We start from the raw sequence: 15,950 nt of genomic DNA on the forward strand, positions 1-15,950 counted from the left end.
GCACTCTCCGCAAGATTTCTCGTGCGCGGTCACCCGAACAACGGCGCCACCGGCACATCGAGGTTCGCGCCGCCTCGATAGCGCGCGGCGACGTGGTTCTCGGGCAGGCGCGGTCCGCGCTCGAACAGACGCTCGCGCAGGGTCGGGCCGCCCTCGAGGAGTCGCCCGCGCCGGCGCAGCTCGGGCACGACCAACTCGGCGAAATCGCGTGCCGTGTCGAAGGAGTGGTACTGCCGGAGGTTGATGCCGTCGATGCCGTCCTCATCCAGCCACCGCTCGATCTCGTCGGCGACGACGGTGGGAGTACCCGCAACGAAGAAGCGACCCTCCCGTCCCGTCGCGATCCCGTCGAGGAGCTCGCCGATCGTCGTGCGGGGACCGACCGTCGGCACGGCGTCCGCGGCGACCCCCGACTGCGCCAGGGCATCGCGGACGAGGGTGTCGCGGGCGAAGGGGGTCGGGTCGAACGGGAATCCGGCGTGGGCGAGGATGCCGTCGACGCTCGTGTTCTCGCGGTAGGTCCGCCACTTGTCGGCCGCTTCCTCCTCGGTGCGCCCCACGACGACTCCCGCCTGCACGATGAAGCGCAGGTCGTCCGGGCCGCGGCCGTGTCGAGCGGCCGCGGCGCGCATCTGCTCGACGTTGCGGACGAAGTCCGCCGTCGTGCGCCCGCCCGTGAAGACGAGCTCCGCATGGCGCCCGGCGAACTCGATGCCGGCGGGCGATCCCGTGGCCTGGTAGAGCACGGGAGTGCGCTGCGGCGACGGCTGGCTCAGGTGAGGACCCGCGACGCGGAAGTTCTCGCCCACATGGTCGACGTACCGGACCTTCGACGGATCCGTGTACGTCCGGGTCGTGGCATCCGCGATGACCGCGTCGTCGTCCCAGGACCCCTCCCACAGTTTGTAGACGACGTCGAGGAACTCGTCGGCGATCGCGTAGCGGCGGTCGTGCGGGATCTCCTCCGCCAGACCGAAGTTCCGGGCCGCGTTGGGCAGGTACGAGGTGACGATGTTCCACCCCACCCGCCCCCGGGTGAGGTGGTCGAGCGTCGACATGCGGCGCGCGAACGAGAACGGCGGCTCGTAGCTGGTCGAGAACGTGACCCCGAAGCCCAGGCGCTCCGTGACGGCGGCCATCGCGGGGATGACGAGGAGCGGGTCGTTGGAGGGGATCTGCAGCCCCTCGCGGATCGCGGTCTCGGGGCCGCCTCGGAAGACGTCGTACGCACCGACGACGTCGGCGAGGAAGACCCCGTCGAACCCGCCGTGCTCGAGGATCTGCGCGAGCTCGATCCAGTACGAGATGTCGTTGATCCGGTGCCGGTTGTTGCCCGGCAACGACCACAGCCCGTGGGTGATGTGGCTGACCGTGTTCATCTCGAACAGGTTGAGGATGAGCTTCTTGCGCTCCGCCATGCGGGTCCCTTCTGGACGGTTCGGGCTTCTTTGCGACTTCAGGCTTCGCCGGTGCTCCACCACCCGGGGACGGGGGTGTCGTTGAGCAGCAGGTCGCCGAGTGCGCGCGCTTTGAAGGCGAGCGGGTTGTGGGATGCCAGGGTCCGGGCGTTACGCCAGTGTCGGTCCAGGGCGAGGTCGGTGTCGACCGCACTGGCCCCGCCGACCTCGAAGAGCAGAGTGGCCGCCTCGAGCACGGCGGGGAGGACGACGAGCTGCGCGCGGGCGGTCGCCGCCTCGACGGGGGCGATCACGGCGCGCAGGGCATCGCCCGAGACGCCGGCCGACTGGGCGGCGGCCGACTCGTCGAGTCCTGCGACGGCGACCGTGAGCGCGGCATCCGCCGTGAACGACAGCGCCGACAGCCGGCCGACGGTCTCCTGCACGAGCGGATCCTCGCGCGCCGTCGCCGCCGAGGCGTGACTGTAGGTCCGAGTGCGTTTCCGGACGAAGGCGACCGCGTCGTCGACGATCGCGCGCCCGATACCCGCGGCAGCGGCCAACAGGACCAGCTGGACGAACGCCCCACCGTGCGACGGACCGTCGACGGTGCGGCGGGCGACGGCATCCTCGTCGACGACGACCGAGCGGAAGACGGTCGTCCCGCTGCCGGTGAGGCGCTGACCGAAGCCGCGCCAGTCGTCGAGGACATCGACACCCGCAGCCGCCGTCGGCACGAGCGCCGCGACGAGAGCGCCGTCGTCGTCCTGGGCGGCGACCGAGACGAGGTCGGCGAAGAGCGTTCCGGTGCTGTAGTACTTCGTACCGTCGAGCCGGAGTCCTCCGGCCGACTCCGTCAACGTCGTCGACAGCGTGCCGACTTTCGCCCCCGACCGCTCGTGCGTCGCGTTGCCGATGATGGCGCCGCCGGCGACCAGGGCGAGTCTGCGCGAGCGCTCCCCGGAGCCGGGTGAGAGGACTGTCCGATCGACGAAGGAGAAGTGCGAACGCAGCAGCTGTGCGAGGTTCGGATCGCGCCGACCGAGTTCGGCGAGCAGGGCGAACAGGACAGAGGGCGGCTCGCCGCCACCGCCGAACTCCGTCGGCACCGTCACCCGCGTGAACCCGGCATCCCGGAGCAGGGCGACCTCGTCGTGAGGCAGCCTGCGCGCGAGTTCGCGGGCGACGGCATCCCGTCCCACCTCGTCGAAGACGGGGGCGAAGCGTTGCACCGCATCGGCGATCCGGGTCATACGAGCGCGACCTCCGCAGGACGGGAAGCCTCGGCGCCCGGCGCCTGCCACCCTGGCAGCCTGCCGGTGAGAGCGACCTGACCGAGCGCCCGCGTGCGCTGGATGACGGGATTGTGCGAGGCGATCGTGCGGACGTTGCGCCAGTGACGGTCGAGCGCAGGGCCCCTGCCCACCGCCGATGCGCCGCCGACCTCGAACAACCTCGTCGTCGCGTCGAGCACGAGCCGCGGCACGAGCTCCTGCAACCGGAAGACGTCGAACTGGATCTCGCGCATCTCCGCTGCGGTCGCTCCACGATCGGCGGCCGCGCCCAGGTCGGCGGCGACCGAGAGTACGAGCCGACGCGACGTCGCCGCCACGACGTCGAGCTCCCCCACCACGAGCTGCACGAGTGGGTCCTCGCGCGGGAGCGTCTCGCCCGCGAAGCCGAAGGTCCGCCGCCGCGGGGTCACGAACTCCACCGTGTCGTGGAGGGCTCGCTGGGCGACGCCGGCGATGACCGCGAGGAGGGTGAGTTGCAGGATCGCCCCCAGGTGATGTCCGCGCGCCTCAGCGCCTTCGGCCGGCGACACGAGGATGCCGTCCTGGCCCATCGGCACACGGTCGAACACCGTCGTCCCGCTTCCCGTGAGCAGCTGCCCGAACCCGTCCCAGTCGTCGGTCGACCGAACGCCCGGGTGGTGGGCCGACACCGTGACCGCGACCCGCTCGTCCCCGTCGAGAGCGGCGAGGTGGATCCAGTCCGCGTAGATGCTGCCGGTCGTGTAGTACTTCGTCCCCGACAGCAGCGGCTCGCCGCTCGTGCGGTCGATCCGGGTTTCGAGGTGCGCCGTGGCGTGCCGCTCGGACTGCGCGTTGCCGACGAAGTCCCCCGCGAGGACACGGTCGAACCACGGCTGCGCCTGATCGATCGGTTGCAGTCGGAGCGACTCGACGAACGCGAGGTGACCGCGCCAGACGTGGCCGAGGCTGGGGTCCGCGGCGGACAGCCGGATGAGACGGGCGAACTGCTCTTCGAGCGCGATCGGCGATCCGCCGGATGCCGCGGGCACCCGCCACGTGCCGAAGCCGATTTCGCGCAGCTCGGCGAGCTCCGCGGTCAGCAGGCGCCGCTCGCGCTCGCGCTGCGGCGCGTCGACCGCGATGCGCGCGAGGAGGTCGTCGAAACCCCGGGTCACCGGTGCATCACTTTCCGCGCCACAGCGTTGCCGAGGAACTGGGCGAGCTGGACGAGCACGATGAGGGCGAGGACGACGATACCGACCGAGATCCAGTCGAAGCGCTGGTAGCCGTAGTTCATCGCGAGCGACCCGAGCCCGCCGCCGCCGAGCACCCCCGCTACTGCCGTCGCGTCGACGAGTGCCACCAGGATGTAGGTCAGCCCCAGTGTGAGTGGGCCGAGCGCCTCGGGCACGACGATCGTGAACAGCACCCGTGCGGGGCTCGCCCCCATGGCCGCACCCGCCTCGATCGACCCGGGACTGACCGCCACCAGGTTGGATTCCGAGACACGGGCGATGGCGACGCACGCGACCATGATGAGCGGAATGGTCTGCGGCAGGGGGCCGAGCCCCGTGCCGAAGAGGGAGCGCGTCAGCGGGATCAGGGCGATGGCAACGATCAGGAACGGGATGGGCCGGATGACGTTGATGATCAGGTTCAGAATGGCGAAGATCGCCCGGTTCTGGAGGAGGTTGCCGGGGCGGCTCGCGTAGAGCAGCAGCCCGAGCAGCACGCCGATGACGGCGGCGCCGGCGAAGGCGACGACCACCATGATCCCCGTCTCGCCGACGGCGACCCAGAAGCGAGGGAAGAAGGCGTTCGGGTCGAAGTCACGCATGGACGACCTCCTTCCGGGCCGCTTCGGGCCCGGGGATCTCCGAGACGGTCGCCGTCCGGCGCAGACCCTCGATGGCGGCCTCCACGGCGGCATCCGTTCCGAGCAGCTCCACGGTCAGACTGCCGAACAGACGCCCCTGCAGCTCGTCGACGCCGCCGAAGACGACGTTGACGTCGACGTCGTGCTCGCGCGCGACCCGCGAGAGGAACGGGTGGTTGGTGTCGCGGTCCTCGACGTGCAGCTGAACAAGCCTGCCGTGATGGACGGCACGGATCTTCTCCAGCGCCGCGGCCGACGGCAGGTGGTGCAGCACCGACGCCACGAACCGCCGGGTGGTGGGATGCCTCGGCGACGAGAACACGTCGTAGATCGAACCCTGTTCGACCACCGCGCCGTCCTCCATGACCGCCACTTTGTCGGCGAGTTCGCGCACCACGTCGATCTCGTGCGTGACGAGCAGGATGGTGACGCCGTACTCCTCGTTCACCCGCCGGAGGAGGGCCAGGACCTCCCCGGTCGTCTGCGGGTCGAGCGCGCTCGTCGCTTCGTCCGAGATGAGGACGTCGGGTCGGGTGGCCAGCGCGCGGGCGATGCCGACGCGTTGCTTCTGGCCGCCCGACAACTGCGACGGGTAGGCGAGGGCCTTGTCTGTGAGTCCGACGAACCGCAGCAGCTCCTCCACGCGATCGAGGGTCTCCGCCTCGGACAGGCCCGCGAGCCGCAAGGGGTACGCGACGTTCTTGTAGACGTTCCGCGACTCGAGCAGGTTGAACTGCTGGAACACCATGCCGATGCGCTGGCGCGCGGCGTAGAGGGCGCGGCCCTGCAGGGCCGAGATCTCGCGCCCGTCGACGACGACCCGGCCGCTCGTCGGCCGCTCCAGCGCATTGACTGTGCGCAGCAGGGTCGACTTGCCGGCGCCCGAGAAGCCGACGATCCCGAAGATCTCCCCCTTCTCGACCGTCAGGCTGACGTCGCGGAGGGCATCGACCCTGCGTCCCTTCGCTGTGAAGGACTTGGAGACGTTCTCGAAAGCGATGGCGGTGCTCATGGGTTCCTCATCTCAGCCGGTCGCGGTCGCGGAGGGCGGCCGTCAGTTCTTCGCGGCCTGCGTCTCGAGGTCGGCGAGCTTCGTCCGGAGCTGCTCGACCGGGACGTCGACGAGCACGACGGAGCCGTTGTTCTCCTTCTCGTTGGCCGCCGCCACGCGCTCGTCGGCGTAGACCTCCTTGAGGATCTTCCACGCGGGGTCGTCCTTGTTGTCCTCACGGGTGGCGATGACGTTCACGTAGGGCAGGTTCTGCTCGGAGAGCGCCTTGTCGAGGAAGAGCGCATCGTCGGAGCCGATGTTCTGGCTCGGGTCGAAGTACGACGTGCCCACGACGACCGCGGCCAGGCTCGGGTCGGTGAACTGCTGCGCGATGGACTTCGCGGGGATCTCGGTGAACTGGAGCTTCTTCGGGTTCGCCGTGATGTCCTCGACGGCGGGGAAGTCGCCCTTGTCGGCCGAGAGGGTGATGAGGCCGGCGGACTCGAGGATGTTCAGGGCTCGGCCTCCGTTGGAGGGGTCGTCGGGGATGGCGATCTTCGCGCCGTCTGCGATGTCGTCGAGGGACTTCGCGGTCGCGGAGAAGATCCCCCACTGCGTGATGATCGTGGAGAAGACGGGAGTGAGATCTGCGCCGTTCTCGGTGTTGAAGGCGCTCAGGTACAGGATGTGCTGGAAGGCGTTGGCGTCGACCGTGCCGGCGGCGAGTTCGGTGTTCGGCAGGACCCAGTCCTGAACGTTGACCCACTCGATGTTCAGGCCCTTCTCGGCGGCGACTTCTTTGATCGCGTCCTGGAACGGGCTGTCCTCCGACACGGCGATCTTGACGTCGATCGGCTCGGTCGGGACGGCACCGCCGGCCGCGGCGGCATCGGCGGGCCGGAGCGCCGGGAGCGCGAGGGCGACTCCGCCGACGATCGCGCCGACCGCGACGACGGCGATCGCGATCGCGATGCCGATGCGGGTGCGCTTCTTGTCACCCGCGACAGCGGCGCGGAGGTCGCTCTGCGGGGTCTGGTTCTGGTCGGACATGGGGTGGTCTCCTCGTGGTGAGTCGGGCGGGGATGTTCGCTGTGACTGCGACATTCCTAGCCCGACGCGACCTCGACGACGACGTGCGAGACGCTCCGTGACCGGTCGTTACCTTCCTTGACGCGCACGCACGCCAAGGGTCGACATCCGACCCCGCATCGTGGTAATCGCGTGCGCGCTCCAACGGGGTTACAGCGAGAGATCGACCTCGAGCCGGTCGAGGAGGATCTCGAGGGCGGTGTCGAACTCCGCCTTGCTGTGGTCCTCGCTGAGCAAGGGGCGAAGACGACGCACCTCGGGCGCGTCGTCCAAGGAGGACATCTGCGCCTCACCGGCGGGGACCGGACCGGTCTCCGTCTGACCCGCGACGGTTCCACCGACGTCGGCGCCGCGGACGGCGGCTTCCAGCAGAAGCTGGCCGATGAGGAAGCTGCTGAAGCCCCGGTAGGCGCCGACGGCCTGCTCGTCGGTGAACCCCTGCGCCAGGAGAACCCGCAGGAAGATGTCGACGGCTTCGATGCTCCGCAGCGGCGGCCGGAGCCACGGTGCGGCAGGATGCCTCGTCGCGATCAGCGGGAACGCTTGGGGGTGCGCGACGGCGATGTCGCGCACGGCATGAGCGACGTTCTGCAGGAAGGTCTGCCAGTGGGCCTCCGCCTCGCGCTCCATGACGGCGACGAGCTCGGTCGTCAGCTCATCGACGACGCCTTCGAGGAGATCTTCCTTCCCGTGCACATGACGGTAGAGCGACATCGCCTCGACACCCAGCTCGCTGCCCAGCGCGCGCATGGAGAGCCCCGCAGGTCCCTTGCGGTCGACGAGACTCAGCGCGGCGTCGATGATCGCGTCGCGACTCAACCTCGACCCGGACGGTCGATCAGACTGACTGCTCATGGGAGCCTCCACTCCGATCCTCCCCCCTCGTACGCTCTTTTGTCTGCTTACGCCGTAAGCTTGGTGGAATGGGACGCTTGGCCTTCGGCAGCGAGACGGTCACGCTCGATGACCGCCTCCTCGGTCATCTCGAGGTCGTGATGGTGACGAAACTCCGGCGTCGTGAGCCGTTCATCCTCACGTGGACCGTCGACCCCAGCCTCGGCAGCGGGCGCGTCTCGCGCTGGGTCGGCGTGTCGACGAGCTGGGATATCCGCTATCACTCGCGCGCGATCGGACCACTCAACCCCGAATGGATCGACGCGCTCATGTCGACGGCCAACTCGCCCAGCGGGCTGCGGATCGTTCCCGAGCCCGGTCAGGACGACGCCGCCACCGGCTGATCCGACTGCCGACCACCGACGCGCGCTCAACCGGAGTCGGTGACTCACGAATCTCAAGAACAGAAAAGCCCCGGCGAACCGGGGCTTTTCTCGTATGGCGGAGACGGAGGGATTTGAACCCTCGGTCCCCGTGAGGGGACTCCACCTTAGCAGGGTGGTGCACTAGGCCTGACTATGCGACGTCTCCAGGCATCCGACCGCGAACGGCGCGAACGCACCACGCAAGCATAACGGGTGCGGGACGCGGATCCGAACCGGGCGTCACTGCTGCGCGACGGTGCAGGTCACCTCGTTCGCCGACTGGCCCGTGATCTGGCTCGGAAGGTCGACGGTGCCGGCCTCCTCACCCGAACCGGGTGCGTCAGTGGCGCCGGGCGTCGCCTCACCCGAGGCTTCGCCGGTGGCTTCCGGTGTCTGCGTCGGCTTCGAGCCGCCGGGCTCACCGGCCTCTCCGACGACCTCGACGCCGTTGCCGCCGCTGGCTTCACCCGTCACTCGGATGGGCTTGTTCTCGGACAGCGCCGTGAACAGCACATCCGCTGCCGACGTGACGGGCAGGACGCGCCCGCCGCCGGGGGCGTAGACCGTCGGGTACTGCACGAAGACGATGTCCTTGTACGGGACGTCGGCGACGGCCATCGCGATCTGGACCATGCGCTGCGGGTTGGCGAGAGACTCGCTGAGGACCAGCTGCTTCTCGTTCACCTGCCGAACGGCGGTGTTGGCGAGGTTGAGCAGCGCGGGGTAGTCCGAGAGCACCGCACCGGACTGGAGCTTGCGCACGAGCGAGCTCATGAACTGCTGCTGGTTGGAGATGCGACCCAGGTCGGAGCCGTCGCCGATGCCGTGTCGGATGCGCAGGAACTGCAGCGCCTGCGCTCCGACGAGGTTCTGCTCGCCCTTCTTCAGGTGCAGTCCGGTGTGCCGGTCGTTGATGTCGGCGCTGAGGCAGACGTCCACGCCGCCGATCGCGTCGGACATGTTGATGACCCCCGTCCAGCGGATCGCGCCCGCGAACTGGATGTCGACGCCGGTCAGGGACTCGACGGTCGCGACCGTGCAGCCGAGTCCGCCGTAGCCGTAGGAGGCGTTGATCATCTGCGCGCTCATCGCCGAGTACGAGCCGCCCTCGGGGTTCTTGCACGACGGGATCGGCACGATCATGTCGCGCGGGAACGACACGACGGTGACCCGTCGAGGCGCATCGCTGATGTGCACGAGCATCGTGACGTCGTTGCGTTCGCCGCCCTTGTCGTGCGCACAGCGCGGGAACAGCTTCAGATCCTGGCCCTCGCACGAGTCGGTGCCGACGATGAGCATGTTGACGCCGCCCTCGATCTCGCCGATGTGCGGCGGGAGGGGCTTGTCCTCATCGCCGATCGAGACACCGTTGTCACTGAGGCTGCGCGCGGCATCCCACACGTAGAACCCGCCGATCGCGGCGGTGCTGACGAGCACCACTGCGACGACCGCGGCGAGGATTGTGAAGACCTGACGAAGCGGATGCGGGGAGCTCAACGCTCCGTGACGGGCTACGGGTTGGCGGCGGAACTTCGTCGCCTTCGCGTCGTGCCTTGCGCTCACGGATCACCTTTCGGAGTATGCGGAGGGTGTGGGATTCGAACCCACGGGACATTGCTGCCCACCGGTTTTCAAGACCGGATCCTTCGGCCGCTCGGACAACCCTCCCGACGGCGCCGAACGGCACCAGTCGAACAGGCCGAGTCTAGCCGACCCCAGAACCCGTCCATTCTCGCGGGATCGCCTGGATGAGCCCTGAACGAGCCGATCAGAGGGCCTTCAGCACCGCCGTGACGCCACCCTCGGTGACGGATGCCGTGAGCTCCGACGCCTCCGACAGCACCTCGTCGGGACCCTGGCCCATGGCGATCGCGCGACCGCCGTGGGCGCGCGCCCATCGGAACATGCCGATGTCGTTGCGTCCGTCGCCGATGACGACGACGTTCTGCGGCTCGACGCCGAGCCAGTCGCGGACGAGTTCGAGGCCGGTCGCCTTGTCGACGCCCTGCGGGGCGATATCGAGCCACGCGGACCAGCCGACGGCGTACGACACCTTGTTGAGTCCGATGCGGGAGACCAGGTCGACGAAGTCCTCATCGGTGTTCTGCTCCGACACCACGACCACGCGCGAGACGGGATTCGCCGACAGCTCTTCGAAGCTCACCCGGTCGGCCTTCGCGAGGCTCCAGTCGTCCATGTGGTGCGTGAAGAGGCGACGGCCGCTCGGGAGCTCCACCATGTAGCGCGCCGTGGGGAGGTGGTCGCGCAGAAGGGTGAGGACCTCGGTCGCGTCGAACTGCTCGGTGTGGAAGCGTTCGTACGCAGGGGACTCCGCCGGGCCGGTGCGCTTGAGGATCACCGCACCGTTGGAGCAGACGACGTACTCGGGCGAGATCGCGAGGTGCTCGACGATGCGCCCCGTGCTCTCCCACGACCGGCCCGTGGCGAGCATGACTTCGTGGCCGGCGCGCTGGGCGTCGGCGATCGCCTCGACCACGCCGGGGCTGTACGTCTCGTCCTCGAGGAGAATCGTGCCGTCGACGTCGAGCGCGATGAGGAGGCGCTCGCGCGGAGGCTCGGCGGCATCCGTCGCGATCTCCTCGACGACCTCGGCCGCCTCGTCCGCAGAGAGACTCACGCGATCGGCTCCGCCACCTCGAGGCCGCCCAGGTAGGGGCGCAGGACCTCGGGGATGACGACCGAGCCGTCTTCGCGCTGGTGCGTCTCGAGCAGCGCGACGATCCATCGGGTCGTCGCGAGCGTGCCGTTCAGGGTCGCGACAGGAGCCGTGCGACCGCCCTCGGGCCGGTAGCGGATGTCGAGACGGCGCGCCTGGTACGTCGTGCAGTTCGACGTCGAGGTGAGTTCGCGATACGCGCCCTGCGTCGGGACCCACGCCTCGACGTCGTACTTGCGGGCGGCAGAGGAGCCCAGATCACCGGCGGCGACGTCGATGACGCGGTAGGAGAGACCGAGATCCTGCAGCATCCGCTCCTGCATCTCGACGAGACGCAGGTGCTCGGCCTCCGCGTCGTCGGGCGTCGTATAGACGAACATCTCGAGCTTGTTGAACTGGTGGAGCCGGATGATGCCGCGGGTGTCCTTGCCGTACGAACCGGCCTCACGGCGGTAGCAGGTCGACCAGCCGGCGTAGCGCCTGGCGCCGGGCTCGAGGTCGAGGATCTCGTCCATGTGGTAGCCGGCGAGCGGAACCTCGCTCGTGCCGACCAGGTACAGATCGTCGTCGTCGAGGTGGTAGACCTCGTCGGCGTGCTGGCCGAGGAATCCGGTGCCGCGCATGACCTCCGCGCGCACGAGGGTCGGAGGGATCATGGGGATGAAACCGGCCTCGAGGGCGCGCTGCATGCCGAGGTTCATGATGGCGAGCTCGAGGCGCGCACCGATCCCGGTGAGGAAGGCGAACCGAGCGCCGGAGACCTTCGCGCCCCGCTCGGTGTCGATCGCACCGAGCATCTCGCCGAGGGCGAGGTGATCGCGCGGCTCGAAGTCGAAGGCGGCGGGCTCGCCGTGGGTCCGGAGGGTGACGAAGTCGTCCTCGCCGCCGGCGGGGACACCCTCGATGACGATGTTCTCGATGCGCGCGAGCGCAGCCGACGCGGCATCCTCCGCGGCGGTCACGGCCTGCTGCGCGGCCTTCACCCGCTCGCTCAGGTCCTTCGCCTCGGCGACCAGCGCGGCCTTCTCGTCCTTCGGGGCTTTCGCGACGCGCTTTCCGTGCGCGTTCTGCTCGGCGCGGAGCTCCTCGAAGGCGGTGATCGCGGTACGACGCTCCCGGTCGGCGGCCAGGGCCTCGTCGACCGTGTCGGGCGACTCGCCGCGAGCCTCCTGCGAACGCTTCACGAGGGCAGGGTCGTCACGGAGGAGGGCGAGATCGATCACCCGTCGAGTCTAGTCGCGGCCTTCCCGCCCCTGCCCTGGTGCGCAACGGACTCGAGCGCAAGGGGTCTCCGACAGGCGGATGCCGAGCCCTATCCTGTACGCATGGCGACCGACCCCGGCACGACGCACCGCTCCGACGACGCGCACGATCCGGCCACCACAGCCGAACCCGACGGGGTGATCCGCGAGCCGGACGACGTCTCCCCCGACACGCAGGACGGCGAGACCGGAGAGGCGCGCCGCGTCGACCGGAGCGGGTCGACCGAGCCACTGCCGGACACGGACGGCCGACCGAGCCCCAAGGCGGCTCTGGTGTACAACCCGATCAAGGTCGACGGCGACGAGCTGCGCGAACAGGTGGCCCAGGCGGCGAAGGAAGCCGGCTGGTCCGAGCCCCTCTTCTACGAGACGACGGTCGACGACCTCGGCGACGACGTCGCGCGTCAGGCGCTGGCGGAAGGCGTCGATGCCGTGCTCGTGGCGGGTGGCGACGGCACGGTCCGTGCCGTCAGCGAGGCGATGACCGGCTCGAGCGTGCCCCTCACGATCGTCCCGAGCGGCACCGGCAACCTCCTCGCCCGCAACCTGCGGCTCCCCCTCACCGACCCCGCGGCGATGATCGCCGCGACCTTCGATGGCGACACCCTCGCGATCGACGTGGGCCTCGCGCAGTTGCGGCGACCCGACGGCGAGACCGCCGAGCACGCCTTCGTCGTCATGGGCGGCATGGGTCTCGACGCCGCGATGATCGCCAATACGAACAGCGACCTCAAGAAGAAGGTCGGCTGGGTCGCCTACGTCGACGGCGCCGCCCGCTCGATCGCGCAGGCGAAGCCGTTCCCCGTCGTCTACCAGGTGCCCGGGCACCGCATCCACCGCGCGGACGTGCAGAGCGTCCTGTTCGCGAACTGCGGTTCGCTGCAAGCGGGGCTCGAGCTCATCCCCGAGGCATCCATCACCGACGGTGAACTCGACGTCGCCATCCTGCAGCCGCGCTCGGCCTTCGGTTGGCTCCTGGTCTGGCGCCGACTCGCGTGGGACAACAGCGTGCTGCGCAAGTTCCGCGCCGGGCGCAAGATCCTCGCGGTGCGCACGGCGGATAATTCCGTTCGCTATTCGCGCGGCAAGGGCATCGATCTCGCCGCCGAGGAGGCGCACCCGGTACAGCTCGACGGAGACGAGTTCGGCGAAGCGACCCGGATCGCCGTGCGCATCGTCGCCGGCGGCCTCACCCTCGCCATCCCCCGCGGGCATTCGGTCGAGGCCGTTTGAGTCCCGGCGCTGGGAGACTCGGCGCCGGATTGCAAGGGGCGGAATCTCGACGCCCCGACGGTCAGGATGAGGGGATGCCGTCCCCTTCGATCGTCTGGTTCCGCGACGACCTCCGCCTCGCCGACCATCCGGCGCTCCGCGCCGCCCTCGACCGGGGCGAGCCGGTCATCGGGCTCTACGTGCTCGACGAGGAGAGCGACGGCATCCGTCCCCTCGGCGGTGCGGCGCGCTGGTGGCTTCATCATTCGCTCGCGTCCCTGGCCGACCGACTCGCCGACCGCGGTTCGCGGCTGATCCTCCGCCGTGGTCCGGCCCACCGGGTCGTGCGCGAGGTAGTGGAGGATGCCGGTGCGGGGGCGGTCTTCTGGAACCGCCGCTACGGCGGGCCCGAGCGCGAGATCGACGCGGCGCTCAAGTCGGACCTGCGGGACGGCGACGTGGAGGTGGCGTCGTTCGCGGCATCCCTCCTGTTCGAGCCGTGGACGATCACCACCGGAGCGGGGAAGCACTTCTCCGTGTACAGCCCGTTCTGGCGCGCGTGCCTCGCCCAGCCGGCTCCCCGCGCTCCGCTACCTGAGCCACGCGAGGTGCCGGGACCGTCGCGGTACCCCGCGTCGGACGACCTGGACGCCTGGGAGCTGCTGCCGACCGAGCCGGACTGGGCGCAGGGCCTGCGCGACACGTGGGAACCGGGCGAGCCCGCCGCGAAGGCGCGGCTGAGGGAGTTCCTTGAGGAGGACCTCGGCCACTACGACGACGCGCGCGACCGCCCGTCGGCGGGGGCGACCTCGTTGCTGTCGCCGCGACTGCGCTGGGGCGAGCTGAGCCCGTACAGCGTGTGGCACGCGGCTGTCGAGGCACCGGGCGCCTCGGGCTTCCTCTCGGAGATCGGGTGGCGCGAGTTCGCCTGGCACACGCTGTACCACTTCCCCGATCTCGCGACGAAGAACCTCCGGCCCGAATTCGACGCCTTCCCGTGGCCGCGCCTCAAGCCGGCCGCTCTTCGGGCCTGGCAGAAGGGACAGACGGGGTACGCGATGGTGGATGCCGGAATGCGCGAGCTCTGGGAGATCGGCTACATGCACAACCGCGTGCGGATGATCACGGCATCCTTCTTGATCAAGAACCTGCTCATCGACTGGCGCCGTGGCGAGGAGTGGTTCTGGGACTGCCTGGTCGACGCCGACGGCGCGAGCAACACGTTCAACTGGCAGTGGGTCGCGGGCTCGGGCGCCGACGCCGCCCCGTACTTCCGCGTCTTCAACCCCGAGCTGCAAGCCGACAAGTTCGACAAGCGCCGCGAGTACATCGGGCAGTGGGCACCCGAGTACACGGATGCCGACGGCCAACCCCCCATGCCCATGGTCGACCTGAAGGCGACCCGGCAGAACGCGCTCGCCGCCTACGAGAAGGTCAAGCAGGCCTCGCGGCAGGCGTGATCCGCACACGCGACCGCGCCGCGGATCGGAGCCCGAAGGCCCGACCCGCGGCGCGGATGAGTGGGTGTCAGCGAGCGGTCACTCGGCGACGGGGATGGACTGCGCCTTGAGGGCGTCGACCGTCTTGGTCTGCGCGGACTGCAGCGCCTCGAGCAGGGTTCCCTGGCCGCTGGCGGCCTTCTGGAAACCGTCCGAGACGTCGGCGTAGGTCTGCGTCATGGTCGGGCCCCAGACGAAGTCGGGGTTGACCTCGGAAGCCGCCTGAGCGAAGACGTCGTAGATCTTCTGTCCGCCGTAGAACTCCACGCCCTCCTGCAGCGAGGCGAGCTTGAGGCCCTCGGTGGTGGCGGGGTAGATGTTCGCCGACTTGTTGAGCGCCGTGAGGGCCTCCTCGGACGTGTTCAGCCACAGGGCGAACTTCGCAGCTTCGTAGGGGTGCTTGGAGCCCTTGAAGACGGCGACGGACGAGCCGCCCCAGTTGCCGGAGGCCTTCTCGCCTGCAGCCCACTGCGGGGAGGGCGCGACCGACCACTTGCCCGAGGTGTCAGGAGCGCCGGACGAGATGGAGTTGGCACCCCAGACGGCCGAGTTCCAGCTCCAGACCTTGCCCGAGTTGTAGGCGTTGTTCCACTCCTCGGTCCAGGCCGGGTAGGTGGAGACGAGGTCTTCCTTGATGAGGTCCTGCCAGTAGTCGGCGACCTTCTTGGACTCGTCGCCCGTCAGGTTGACCTTCCACGCCTCGCCGTCGTTGGAGAACCAGTCGCCACCGGTCTGCCAGACGAGACCGGCGAACTGGTTGATGTCAGCGGTCGAGAAGTTGGTGATGTAGCCACCGGCCTTGCGGACCTCCTTGGCGGCTTCCTTGTACTCGGCCCACGTCGTCGGGACGGCGATGTTGTTCTCCGTGAACAGGTCCGAGCGGTAGAACAGCGCCATGGGGCCGGAGTCCTGCGGGATGCCGTACACACCGTCGGTGCCGAGGGTGACCTGGTTCCAGGTCCACGGGATGAACTTCTCCTTCGCCGCGACGACGTCCTCGCACGCGGACAGGTCCTCGAGACCGTCCTGCACGCGGAAGCTCGACAGCGCGTCGTACTCGATCTGGCCGAGGTCGGGCGCGTTGCCGGCCTCGAGCTGGCTGAAGAAGCTCGCGTAGGTGCCGGAGTTGCCGTTGGGGCCCGTCTGGACCTTGACCTGGATGTCGGGGTTCTCCTCGTTCCAGATCTTGGCGACGTCCTCGATGCCGGGGATCCACGACGTGAAGTCGAGGGTCACCTTGCCGTCGGAGGGAGCGCACGCGGCGGGGTCGGCTGCGGAGCCTCCGCCGGTGTTGCCGCTGCCGCCGGCGCAGCCGGCGAGGGTGAACGCAGTGAGCAGTGCGACGCCGGCGACGACTGCCTTCTTGGTGTGCTGCATGGGTTTTCCAATCTGATCGTTGATCGGGTGACAGGTAGTGGTACTGCAGGGATGC

14 protein-coding genes and 2 tRNA genes are annotated in these 15,950 nt (G+C 69.2%); 3 read left to right on the top strand and 13 right to left on the bottom strand.

What is annotated here, in order from left to right:
* Positions 1-29: 29 nt before the first annotated feature.
* From BBA86_RS10820 to BBA86_RS10850, 7 genes are all read right to left on the bottom strand, one after another.
* Positions 30-1,418 (bottom strand): LLM class flavin-dependent oxidoreductase, encoded by a 1,389-nt coding sequence (locus tag BBA86_RS10820; RefSeq protein ID WP_065571573.1) that lies wholly within the window; start codon positions 1,416-1,418, stop codon positions 30-32.
* A gap of 38 nt (positions 1,419-1,456) precedes the next feature.
* The gene (locus BBA86_RS10825) at positions 1,457-2,650 is read right to left on the bottom strand and encodes an acyl-CoA dehydrogenase family protein (RefSeq protein WP_065571574.1); all 1,194 of its coding nucleotides are present in this window, start codon (positions 2,648-2,650) and stop codon (positions 1,457-1,459) included.
* Positions 2,647-3,828 carry a hypothetical protein gene (locus BBA86_RS10830; protein WP_065571575.1) on the bottom strand — a complete coding sequence of 394 codons (1,182 nt, stop codon included), beginning with the start codon at positions 3,826-3,828 and terminating at the stop codon, positions 2,647-2,649. The genes BBA86_RS10825 and BBA86_RS10830 overlap by 4 nt, the downstream gene beginning before the upstream one ends.
* Positions 3,825-4,490, bottom strand: a complete 666-nt coding sequence (locus tag BBA86_RS10835) for a methionine ABC transporter permease (protein ID WP_065571576.1) — start codon at positions 4,488-4,490, stop codon at positions 3,825-3,827. The genes BBA86_RS10830 and BBA86_RS10835 overlap by 4 nt, the downstream gene beginning before the upstream one ends.
* Complete coding sequence (locus BBA86_RS10840; protein ID WP_065571577.1) at positions 4,483-5,541, bottom strand: methionine ABC transporter ATP-binding protein; 1,059 nt, start codon at positions 5,539-5,541, stop codon at positions 4,483-4,485. The genes BBA86_RS10835 and BBA86_RS10840 overlap by 8 nt, the downstream gene beginning before the upstream one ends.
* A 42-nt stretch (positions 5,542-5,583) precedes the next feature.
* Complete coding sequence (locus tag BBA86_RS10845) at positions 5,584-6,570, bottom strand: MetQ/NlpA family ABC transporter substrate-binding protein (RefSeq protein ID WP_065571578.1); 987 nt, start codon at positions 6,568-6,570, stop codon at positions 5,584-5,586.
* 189 nt (positions 6,571-6,759) lie between these two features.
* Entirely contained in the window at positions 6,760-7,464 is a 705-nt protein-coding gene (locus tag BBA86_RS10850) for a TetR family transcriptional regulator (protein WP_065572267.1), read from the bottom strand.
* A 68-nt stretch (positions 7,465-7,532) separates the two neighbouring features.
* Between BBA86_RS10850 and BBA86_RS10855 the strand changes: the two genes are divergently transcribed.
* Complete coding sequence (locus tag BBA86_RS10855; protein WP_065571579.1) at positions 7,533-7,847, top strand: hypothetical protein; 315 nt, start codon at positions 7,533-7,535, stop codon at positions 7,845-7,847.
* 95 nt (positions 7,848-7,942) lie between these two features.
* Here BBA86_RS10855 and BBA86_RS10860 read toward each other — a convergent pair.
* The 5 genes from BBA86_RS10860 to serS all read right to left on the bottom strand — a co-directional run bounded on the left by BBA86_RS10860 (position 7,943) and on the right by serS (position 11,768).
* Positions 7,943-8,034 (bottom strand) — tRNA-Ser (locus tag BBA86_RS10860).
* 74 nt (positions 8,035-8,108) lie between these two features.
* Positions 8,109-9,431 carry an LCP family protein gene (locus BBA86_RS10865; protein ID WP_065571580.1) on the bottom strand — a complete coding sequence of 441 codons (1,323 nt, stop codon included), beginning with the start codon at positions 9,429-9,431 and terminating at the stop codon, positions 8,109-8,111.
* 20 nt (positions 9,432-9,451) lie between these two features.
* Positions 9,452-9,536: transfer RNA gene (locus BBA86_RS10870), tRNA-Ser, on the bottom strand.
* A gap of 100 nt (positions 9,537-9,636) precedes the next feature.
* Complete coding sequence (locus BBA86_RS10875) at positions 9,637-10,506, bottom strand: HAD family hydrolase (protein ID WP_065571581.1); 870 nt, start codon at positions 10,504-10,506, stop codon at positions 9,637-9,639.
* Positions 10,503-11,768 carry a serine--tRNA ligase gene (gene serS, locus BBA86_RS10880; protein ID WP_065571582.1) on the bottom strand — a complete coding sequence of 422 codons (1,266 nt, stop codon included), beginning with the start codon at positions 11,766-11,768 and terminating at the stop codon, positions 10,503-10,505. The genes BBA86_RS10875 and serS overlap by 4 nt, the downstream gene beginning before the upstream one ends.
* A gap of 102 nt (positions 11,769-11,870) precedes the next feature.
* Between serS and BBA86_RS10885 the strand changes: the two genes are divergently transcribed.
* Both BBA86_RS10885 and BBA86_RS10890 read left to right on the top strand, forming a co-directional pair.
* A complete protein-coding gene (locus BBA86_RS10885; RefSeq protein WP_065571583.1) occupies positions 11,871-13,040 on the top strand; it encodes a diacylglycerol/lipid kinase family protein in 1,170 nt (389 codons plus the stop codon).
* 74 nt (positions 13,041-13,114) lie between these two features.
* Positions 13,115-14,479, top strand: coding sequence for a cryptochrome/photolyase family protein (locus tag BBA86_RS10890; protein ID WP_065571584.1), 1,365 nt, complete (start codon positions 13,115-13,117; stop codon positions 14,477-14,479).
* Positions 14,480-14,557: 78 nt separating this feature from the next.
* On the opposite strand, the gene BBA86_RS10895 is transcribed toward BBA86_RS10890, so the two are convergent.
* On the bottom strand, positions 14,558-15,895 hold the full coding sequence (locus BBA86_RS10895; RefSeq protein ID WP_065571585.1) for an extracellular solute-binding protein: 1,338 nt from the start codon (positions 15,893-15,895) through the stop codon (positions 14,558-14,560).
* Positions 15,896-15,950: the final 55 nt, after the last annotated feature.

The organism is Microbacterium oleivorans (assembly GCF_001691565.1).
Lineage (GTDB): Bacteria > Actinomycetota > Actinomycetes > Actinomycetales > Microbacteriaceae > Microbacterium > Microbacterium oleivorans_B.